General features: G+C 40.7%; 9 protein-coding genes. 4 read left to right on the top strand and 5 right to left on the bottom strand.

From position 1 onward, the window contains the following. A partial coding sequence (locus tag H5158_RS13930; protein ID WP_182740258.1) for a M48 family metallopeptidase occupies positions 1-718 on the bottom strand: 718 nt, incomplete at its 3' end. Positions 719-803: 85 nt separating this feature from the next. Here H5158_RS13930 and H5158_RS13925 point away from each other — a divergent pair. The 3 genes from H5158_RS13925 (at position 804) to H5158_RS13915 (ending at position 6,364) form a co-directional block, all read left to right on the top strand. After that, positions 804-1,784 (top strand): ion channel, encoded by a 981-nt coding sequence (locus H5158_RS13925; RefSeq protein WP_145241414.1) that lies wholly within the window; start codon positions 804-806, stop codon positions 1,782-1,784. A gap of 249 nt (positions 1,785-2,033) precedes the next feature. Further along, a complete protein-coding gene (locus H5158_RS13920; protein WP_182735741.1) occupies positions 2,034-5,375 on the top strand; it encodes an MHYT domain-containing protein in 3,342 nt (1,113 codons plus the stop codon). Beyond that, entirely contained in the window at positions 5,375-6,364 is a 990-nt protein-coding gene (locus H5158_RS13915) for a two-component system response regulator (protein WP_145241418.1), read from the top strand. The genes H5158_RS13920 and H5158_RS13915 overlap by 1 nt, the downstream gene beginning before the upstream one ends. A gap of 7 nt (positions 6,365-6,371) precedes the next feature. Here the strand turns inward: H5158_RS13915 and H5158_RS13910 are convergent, their stop codons facing one another. Together H5158_RS13910 and H5158_RS13905 are read right to left on the bottom strand one after the other, a co-directional pair. Next, a complete protein-coding gene (locus H5158_RS13910) occupies positions 6,372-6,761 on the bottom strand; it encodes a VOC family protein (RefSeq protein WP_145241420.1) in 390 nt (129 codons plus the stop codon). After that, positions 6,761-7,426, bottom strand: a complete 666-nt coding sequence (locus H5158_RS13905; RefSeq protein WP_145241422.1) for an HD domain-containing protein — start codon at positions 7,424-7,426, stop codon at positions 6,761-6,763. Before H5158_RS13905 ends, H5158_RS13910 begins: the two co-directional genes overlap by 1 nt. 138 nt (positions 7,427-7,564) lie before the next feature. Here H5158_RS13905 and H5158_RS13900 point away from each other — a divergent pair, with 138 nt between their 5' ends. Beyond that, positions 7,565-8,755: a class I SAM-dependent methyltransferase gene (locus H5158_RS13900; protein WP_145241424.1), complete on the top strand. Its 1,191-nt coding sequence runs from the start codon at positions 7,565-7,567 to the stop codon at positions 8,753-8,755. A 34-nt stretch (positions 8,756-8,789) separates the two neighbouring features. On the opposite strand, the gene H5158_RS13895 is transcribed toward H5158_RS13900, so the two are convergent. Further along, positions 8,790-9,086: a PilZ domain-containing protein gene (locus tag H5158_RS13895; protein WP_145241426.1), complete on the bottom strand. Its 297-nt coding sequence runs from the start codon at positions 9,084-9,086 to the stop codon at positions 8,790-8,792. Positions 9,087-9,094: 8 nt separating this feature from the next. Next, positions 9,095-9,472 carry a PleD family two-component system response regulator gene (locus H5158_RS13890; RefSeq protein ID WP_145241521.1) on the bottom strand — a complete coding sequence of 126 codons (378 nt, stop codon included), beginning with the start codon at positions 9,470-9,472 and terminating at the stop codon, positions 9,095-9,097. Positions 9,473-9,486 lie beyond the last annotated feature (14 nt).

Here is a 9,486-nt window from a genome sequence, read left to right as displayed (position 1 = left end):
ATTGTAAACTCGCACCGTGTTGCCTTAACCATTTTGTTGCTTGCTTATAATCAGGATAAAACTCACTGACGCGCTGCCAAAATGCGGCACTGTGATTTAAATATTTCAAGTGAGCTAGTTCATGCACAATTACATAATCAATAATACTCTGCGGCGCACTGGCTAATAACAAATTAAAGGTCAATTCTCGTCGTCGATTACAACTGCCCCAACGACGCTTATAAGTATGAATGCGAATACTGCTAGGTAAAGCCTCTGCCATTTTTAGGCAATAAGCATGTACACGCATTTCAATATAATTTTCTAATTGCTCATGTAAAAAACTTTCGAGCAAGGTTTGGTACATTGGCTGCTGATGCTTAACCCGTCCAGAAAGATTTAGCTGTAACACATTCCCCTGCTGATTTTTTACTAGCTGCCATGCGCTGCGCGAGCTGACACCATAAGTCAGTATCATAGGTTGTGAAAAAACCAGTACGCGATTATCTTGTAATGGGTATTGGCGAGTATCAAGCATTTGACTTTGCTTATTAATTTGCGCATTGATCCAGTCAGTTTTACTTAGCAGCCAGCTTTCAAGTTCCTTTTTAGCAACCCCAACAGGCGCATAAACTGTGACACTTTGTTGCTGGACTTTGATAGCGACAGTTTTGCGGCGGCGACTACGTTTTAATGTATATTCAAACAAACCTAACTCTTGTAATTGACCGACAGTCATTAAACTAATTAACAGGTCACTATAATACCTTGCAAAATAACTGCTAATCTATATCTAAGTAGAATTAAATAAAGCGATATCAAACATGCCTGATAAGCCTTGTTGTCGTTATACCTCTCCCGATGGCCATCATTGTCAAGAAACAGACATGGGCTCAGGTTTTTGTTTTTGGCATGATGCCAAATTTGATAAGTCAGGCTTAGATCTGACCCAAAAATTAGAGCGCTATGCAAAAAAGGGAGGATTATTACAGGGATTGCAATTAAAACGCGCTAACCTCAATGGGCTTAATTTGATAAAACAAGATGATGAGGATGGTTTTGATTTATCTTACAGTAATTTTTATCGTGCAACGCTCACCAACGCTCACCTGTTTAATAATAAAATAGCCCACAGTTCACTGATGAAAGCCAACTTGCACGAAGCAAGCCTGCATTACTGCAACCTACAAGATACAAATTTATTGGGTATAAAACTAAACAACACCCGTATTGATAACATTGAGCTAGGCGCTGAACTATTACAGGAAAAACAAGCTAAAGCAGCGCTTAAACATACAGATAAAAGCGCAGCCCTTGACTTATTTGAACAATCAGAAGAAATATTTCGCAATTTACGTAAAGCATCAGAACAACAAGGCTTATTTGAACTGGCGGGTAATTTCACGTACAAAGAACTGCGGATGCGTCACGCACAATATCCACGGGGTTCAAAAAAACGATTAGCCTCGAGCTGTATTGATATGTTGTGCGGGTATGGTGAAAAGCCTGAAAATGTGATCCGTTTTAGTTTGTCACTGATCATCTGCTGCGCCCTGTGTTATTTTATTTTTGGGGTGATGGATGCTGGTCGTATTATGCAGTTCAATCCGGCGGCAACATTAAGTGATAATTTATTAGCCCTACTTAATAGCTTTTATTTTAGCGTGGTTACTTTTACAACCTTAGGATATGGCGATATTACTCCGGTTGGTTTCTCCCGATTCGTTGCTGCAGTTGAAGCGTTTTGCGGGAGTTTCTCTCTGGCACTATTCGTAGTCGTATTTGTCAAACGTATGACCCGATAATTACCGATTACTTTATCTGCGAAAATAAATAGTTCAGCTAAATACCTGCTATAAAACTGGTTATAAATGATGCTATCATTACGCACAATGAAACTTAGCGAATTGATTTTAAAAAGTTTTTGATTTTGTTAAATTTTGCAGCTAAATATGTAAACAAATAACAGGCATTTGCGCAAAATTAATTAATTGTCTTAACATATATTTCAGGTGATATTAGTTATTACTGAAATAACAGTGTATTGAGTCGTTATGCTTACCGCTTTTTTTATTACCGATCACGATCCGAGCCTTCTTATTAATGGTGTTTATGACCCATTTTTAGTCGCTCTGTCTGTTTTAACGGCTATTTTCTCTGCATTTTTTGCAACTTACATGATCGATCTGGCCAAAGAAACACGCTTCAAAAGTTATCAAAAATTAGCCAACTCAACGGCTTCCTTGGTACTTTCTGGCGGTATTTGGAGTATGCATTTTATTGGTATGTTGGCATTTTCACTGTGTACAAATATCAGCTACGACCCAACACTCACCTTTTTATCTTTCATTCCAGCATTTTTAGCCTGCCTAACTGGCGTGTCATTATTAGTAAAAAATAACGCCACTATTTTCAGTTTAATACTGCCCTCGGTACTACTCGGCGCAGGTATCGGCACTATGCATTACAGTGGTATGGCAGCAATGGAATTGAGCCCGCTGCTACGCTACGATCCATTGATGTTTGGGTTGTCAATTATCGTTGCCGTTGTACTGGCGTTTATATCTTTATATGCTCGCTTTAATATTAAAAAGCACCTCCCAACACTAAATTCTTTGCAGACGCGGTTGATCAGCGCAATCATTTTGGGTTTTGCTGTTGCAGGTATGCATTACATGGGAATGGCGGCAACACGGTTTGTTGCAACCTCGCCATTAATTGGTAATGACAGCGCCAGCTCAGAACTTACATTTGTTGCTATTAGCGTAGTGTTCGCCACCATTATTCTAACCGCGATAGTTGCTATCATTAACGGTATGGTACGCTATCGCATGTTACTTGAAGAAAAAACAGGGAATGAATCTCGCTTAGAGGCTATTTTATCGACCGCTATAGATGGCATAGTAACAATTAACAATCGCGGTATTATCTTAAGCTTTAATAACGCTGCAGAGAATATTTTCGGCTGGCATAGCACTGATGTAAAGGGTAAAAACATAAAAATGCTGATGGCAGATGATATCGCAGCCGAGCATGATGAATATCTATTAAAGGCACATCACATCGATTTAGGTAAAGTTATTGGCGTCAATCGTGATGTTCTTGCTAAACATAAACAAGGTCACCTATTTCCTATTCGCTTAGGTATTGGTGAAGCAAACCAGCCAGGACAAGAGTCAATATTTGTTGGCTTTATTACTGACTTGACTGAGCAACGCAAACTACAACAAAACCTCATAGCGAAAGAACAACAATACCGCTCGCTGATGAATAATATGCCTGGCGTGGTATTTCGCTGCCAGTTGGATAAAAGCTGGAGCATGATTTTTATTAGCCCTAGCATTAATGAAGTAACTGGCTATGTCCCATCGGAATTTATCAATCAGCATATTCAGTTTAGTGATTTGATTTTTAAAGATGATAACAAACGCATCAATAAATCGGTCGAGCAAGCGATCGCTGCTAAATCGCAATACTCAATTGAATACCGACTACGTCATCGAAGTGGCAAGCTAATTTGGGTGCTTGAGAAAGGTAGCTTTGAGTTCAACAAGCAAGGTGAAGCGATTTGGATCGACGGCGTTATTATCGATATTAGTGAACGTCGTGAATACGAAGATAAATTAAAGTTGGCGAAAATAGCCGCCGAAGATGCAGCTCAAGCCAAACAGTCATTTATGGCGAATATGAGTCACGAAATTCGCACACCGATGAATTCGATTATTGGCTTTAGTGATTTATTGATGGATACCCCACTTGATCAAGACCAACAAAAGCACTTAATTATCGTAAATAATGCGGCTCGCTCGCTGTTACGGCTATTAAATGAAATATTGGATTCTGCAAAACTTGAAAAAGGTAAGCTGACCATTGAATTAGTGCATTTTAATCTTCAAGCGGTGCTTGATAGTATTATTTCTACATTTTGGTTAGAAGCAAAAAAGAAAGATCTAGAACTAACACTTACCATCAAAGAGTCTGTTCACCCTACTTATTACGGTGATCCAGACCGAATTCGCCAAGTTTTAACAAATTTAATTGGTAATGCAGTTAAGTTTACAGCTCAGGGCTCAGTGAATGTCACTGTCAGTACGACACAAAATAATTACTTATTTTTTGAAGTACAAGATACCGGTATTGGTATTGCTAAAGATCGTCTTAAAGCGGTATTTCAGCCTTTTGAACAAGCTGACGGGACTACTACACGTCGTTTTGGTGGCACTGGACTTGGTACTACTATCAGTAAGCAACTCGTTGAGCTGATGGGTGGCATAATTAACGTAGTCAGTGAAGAAGATAAAGGCAGCTGCTTTTATTTTTCATTGCCTTTAGAGGTCGGTGATGAAACCCAAGTCAATTACTTTGATAAGTTGCATACGCAATTACCTAAGCTGCGCATTTTAGTCGTTGATGACATAGCACAAAATGTTGAGCTACTACAGTTATTATTGTCGCGAGATCAGCATACGATTAGCTCTGCAAGCAACGGCTTAGAAGCGATCGCTATTTTTGAAAAACAAGATTTTGATGTCATTTTAATGGATATCCATATGCCTGAATGTGACGGTATTGCCGCGACCGAAAAAATTCGTGAAATTGAGCAACAACGACAGCTAAAAAAGACTCCGATCATTGCGCTCACCGCCAGTGTCTTACAGCAAGATAAATTAACGGCTAAAAAAGCGGGTATGAATGGCTTCGCCAATAAGCCTGTTGATATCAATCAATTGAATCAAGAGATTGCGCAAGTGCTTGGCTTTGGTTTAAATATAGAAACGCAAATTGCTCACATTGATCCCGCAGCACAGCATATTGATTTTAAAAAAGGACAGCAACTTTGGGGCAGTAAGTGTAAACAGCTGAGCGAAATACACCGTTTTTTTAAAGAGCAGCAGGCAACATGTGACATTATCTTTAATGATGGACTAAATGCCTTAAAAGATATTAATGGCACATTACATACCCTTAAAGGCTTATCTGGTAATTTAGGTTTACCGACTATGATGGCCCTACTTTCAACCTTAGAAAACAGCCAAGCCCCTGAGCAGCAGGCGCAAATAATTCAGCAATTGCAGATAGAGTTTAATGCGGTCAATGAGTTGTTAGCTAGAAAAACCAGCAGCTGTATAGCAGTGCAAAGCAGCGAAAAAAATACCCAAGTACTATCGCTCAGCGAATTTAAAATACTGTGTGAACAACTGCGTAAAGACGCAGAAAATGCAGAGCTCAATGATGAGTTGTTAGCAACATTAGCAGACAATGCCCCCGCTACTTATCAAAGTGATGTGGATGCATTAATCGAATATTTCGACCAGTTTGACTTTGACAATGCCCAGAGTACTCTTATTGCATTAATAGAGCTGCTCAATCAGGCAGCAAATTTGGAAACACACTGATGGACTTAATAACCGAACGCCCACGAATTCTTATTGTTGATGATGAACCCGCCAACCTTAAAGTCATGCGCGAAGTATTAGGGAATCAATATCGCCTCTCTTTTGCTAAATCGGGTGATGCCGCGCTCGCGTTAGTTGAAAAAGAGCCACCCAAACTCATTCTACTCGATATTATGATGCCAAATATGAGTGGTTTTGAAGTATGTCAGCTGCTTAAACAAAACCCTGCTACTGAGCATATTCCAGTCATTTTTGTGACTGCACTTGCGGATGAAAGTGATGAGTTTAAAGGTTTTGAAATTGGCGCGGTAGATTACATAACCAAGCCTATTAGTCCTGCAATCGTAAGAGCGCGTGTTAAAACTCATTTATCCCTAGTTCAGGCTGAGCAGCTAAAGTTGGCTCACGTTGATTTAGTCCATCGTTTAGGGTGCGCTGCCGAGTATAAAGACACCGATACTGGCGAGCATATTGTGCGCATGAGTAAATACAGTAAAATTTTAGCACTAGCCTATGGAATGACTGAACAACATGCTGAGCTTCTCAAACAAGCAGCACCGATGCATGACATTGGTAAAATCGGCATTCCCGATGCAATCTTGCTTAAACCAGGGAAATTAACAGCCGAAGAATTTGAACACATGAAACAGCATGCCAAAATCGGCGCTAAAATTTTAGCAAACTCGTCATCGCCGTTATTGCAGCTCGCCTATATACTTGCGATGGAGCATCATGAAAAATGGGATGGATCAGGTTATCCAAACGGTCTTAAAGGTGAGGAAATTTCGATTGAAGGACGTATTGTGGCAATCGCCGATGTATTCGATGCACTTACCTCTAAACGTCCCTATAAGCAAGCTTGGAGCGTTGATGAAGCCATAAGTCATATGCGCGAGCAAGCTGGTAAACACTTTGATCCTCAGCTTATCGCACTATTTGAAGGCCAGCTAGATGCTGTTTTAGCAGTGCACTCTGCCTACCAAGGCTAACCATATGCTAGATGTTGGCCGAGATATATGCATAGTCATGAGAGGTGATTTCATGACTATTACCACTTAAATCCTGAAAATAAACAGAGTATGTAACTTTGTGATCAGCAACCACGGTTTTAATATTTAAGTCAGCCAAATGCTTAAGCCAAGCGATAAACTGCTCTCCAGATGCGCCAAATGCAATCCCTTTACTACTGCCCTCTCGCTCAAATAACGCTAAGCGAATAGTTGCCGCAGGATCTTCTAGTGTTAAAGGCCCAGTACCCTCATCCCAAAAAGCAAGCTCTGGCACAATATTAAATCCAAGGACTGTTTTGTACCACGTGACGGCTTGCGCAAGGTTAGTCACATTTAAATGGCAATGATCGACACCAGATAAAGTAGGCATTGCCATTAGCCAATCTCCGACTTAAGTTGTTCAATAAATACCTGCATATATTCAGTACGACGCACCGCTTCTGCTTTTGCTGAAGGTGTATTCATACTCTGTGCAATATGTAATAGCTTGATGAAGAAGTGATCTAATGTATACAAGCTGTCATCCGGGCTGCGGTGGGCGCAAAATGGATCGTCAGGGTGATATAAATTGCGTCCGATTGAGCCCCCTACTTTCATACAGCGGCTGACACCAATTGCTCCTAAGGCATCCATACGATCAGCATCTTGAACGATTTGTGCTTCCACACTTTCAATTGCAATGTTAGCGCTAAAACTATGGGCTACAATAGCATGATGAATGGCATCAAAATATTGCGCGTCATACCCTATTGACGCTAAAAATGAAATTGCTTTATCTGCGGCCATTGTTGAAGCTTTAGCGCGATCCGGGTGGTTTTTAGCCACTGCAACACAGTCATGCAACCATGCTGCGGGTAACACCACGTCCATCGAAGCATCTTCAGCAAAGCAGAGCTGTTTTGCAACACGCACGACTCGTTCAATATGGGTAATATCGTGGGCGACATCAGCACTCACTAACGACAAAATAAAAGCACGGCAATGATTTTCTAGCTGTTGCAACGGCTCAGATAATACTAAAACGGGCAAACGTTGTTCCATAAATCCTGTAATTTCAAATTAATACATTGAATTACTGTTACTTTACCGCGGTTATAGGCTGTTGTGCAAAACATTCATTGTATGTTCGAGCCTGCTTCACTAAAATACGCTCTTAATTTATCCGTAATGAGAAGCCTAATGTCATCTGTCGTATACCTAGAAGCTGGTCGTGAAAAATCACTAAAAAGAAAACACCCATGGTTGTTTTCAAAAGCCATCAAAAAAATAAAAGGTAAGCCAGGTTTAGGTGACACAGTGACCATTCACGATAGTAATGGTAAATTTTTAGCTACAGCGGCTTACAGTCCGCACTCACAGATCCGCGCGCGTGTTTGGAGCTTTGATGAAACAGAAATCATCGACCAAGCTTTTTTTGAACGTCGCTTACGTCGTGCCTTTGCGGCACGCGAGCAAGTAATTACTGAAGGTGGCTTAACGGGATTTCGGTTATGTGCCGCCGAGTCTGATTTTTTACCAGGTGTAACCATTGATAAATTTGACAACTTTTTAGTGTGTCAGTTATTAAGTGCCGGTGCTGAGCGCCATAAAGGTGAAATAGTTGGCGCTTTAATCGCTATTTTCCCAGGCTGTAACGTGTATGAGCGCTCTGATGTCGATGTGCGCACCAAAGAAGGCTTAGAGCCGACTATGGGCGTGTTATGGGGTAATAAGCCTGAGCAGCCAGTATTAATTGAAGAAAATGGTTTTAAAATTGAAGTAGACATTCTCGAAGGCCATAAAACCGGTTTCTACCTTGATCAACGTGATAGCCGTGCTGCATTAGAGCGTTTTTCAAAAGATAAAAGAGTACTTAACTGTTTTAGCTACACAGGTACCTTTTCATTGTATGCACTGCGTGGCGGCTGCGAGCATGTTACTAACGTTGACGTATCGCAACCCGCGCTTGATACCGCAAAACGTAATGTCGAGCACAATAATCTTGATTTAGATAAAGTTGACTTCATAAAACAAGATGTATTTAAATTACTACGCCAATACCGTGAAGATGGGGTGTTATTCGATACTATCGTTATGGACCCACCTAAATTTGCTGATAACAAAGCACAACTAACGGGTGCGTGTCGTGGCTATAAAGATATCAATATGATTGCCATGCAAATTCTTAAACCAGGTGGTACGTTGCTTACGTTCTCATGTTCAGGTTTAATGGAGCAAAATTTATTTCAAAAAGTGGTTGCTGATGCAGCCCTTGATGCTGGTAAGGATTTGTTGATCATGGAGCGTTTAAACCAAGCTGCTGATCATCCAATCGCAGGCAGTTACCCTGAAGGTTTTTACCTAAAAGGCCTGATCTGTAAAGTTTACTAAACTGACTGCAACTAATTAACCTGAGTTCATCAGGTTAATTAAACTGCATTATTTCTAGCCCAGCGGTTACCGTGCCATCACTTTCTTTGCTGGCACGAACGACTTTTGCTGTTGCATCAAGTGGTGCAATGGCAGGGCTGGTCGAATCAATATTCACCTTCACAATGGTGCCCAGTTCAAGTAATTCATCCAACTGCAGTGACAACCCAGTTGCACTTAAATCGACACATACAGCATCAAAATGTTGATCAGCGACTGGCTCAAGTGTGGTTAATTTTGCCTGTGCATTTAATTGCATACGTCTAAAATTACGTTTATCTTCATTTAGCATAATAACTCCTAAACAACCGTATTGATTTTTTCTAATAACCCCACGACCGAAAAAGGCTTCACCACATAGGCATCGCAACCGGCATCAAAACCAGCTTGTTGTTCCTGTACGGATTCTAAGCCTGACACCATAACAACAGGAATATTACGAGTTTCAGGGGTGTTCTTCAACATTCGACACGTGTCGTAACCATCTAGGCCGGGCATACATACATCGAGTAAAATCGCATCCGGTGGATTTGCAATAGCCGACGATAAACAGCTCTTACCTGATTCAGCATAACTGAGCTCAAAATCCGCTGATAAAGCGACTTTGAGCATTTCAAAATTAAAGTACTCGTCATCTACAACTAGTAAACGCGGGTGTGTATTAGCGGATGAGCGCATGGTTAATATCAGTT

Source organism: Pseudoalteromonas sp. SR45-6, from assembly GCF_014163545.1.
GTDB classification, from domain to species: Bacteria; Pseudomonadota; Gammaproteobacteria; order Enterobacterales; family Alteromonadaceae; genus Pseudoalteromonas; species Pseudoalteromonas rhizosphaerae.
Note: the sequence above shows the minus strand (reverse complement) of the source record. Positions and strands in the feature narration are given on the sequence as shown.

Coding starts and splice junctions, on each gene's coding strand:
- H5158_RS13920 (WP_182735741.1), top strand. CDS start 2,034: ATGCTTACCGCTTTTTTTATTACCGATCACGATCCGAGCCTTCTTATT.
- H5158_RS13900 (WP_145241424.1), top strand. CDS start 7,565: ATGTCATCTGTCGTATACCTAGAAGCTGGTCGTGAAAAATCACTAAAA.
- H5158_RS13890 (WP_145241521.1), bottom strand. CDS start 9,472: ATGCGCTCATCCGCTAATACACACCCGCGTTTACTAGTTGTAGATGAC.
- H5158_RS13915 (WP_145241418.1), top strand. CDS start 5,375: ATGGACTTAATAACCGAACGCCCACGAATTCTTATTGTTGATGATGAA.
- H5158_RS13895 (WP_145241426.1), bottom strand. CDS start 9,086: ATGCTAAATGAAGATAAACGTAATTTTAGACGTATGCAATTAAATGCA.
- H5158_RS13905 (WP_145241422.1), bottom strand. CDS start 7,426: ATGGAACAACGTTTGCCCGTTTTAGTATTATCTGAGCCGTTGCAACAG.
- H5158_RS13925 (WP_145241414.1), top strand. CDS start 804: ATGCCTGATAAGCCTTGTTGTCGTTATACCTCTCCCGATGGCCATCAT.
- H5158_RS13910 (WP_145241420.1), bottom strand. CDS start 6,761: ATGGCAATGCCTACTTTATCTGGTGTCGATCATTGCCATTTAAATGTG.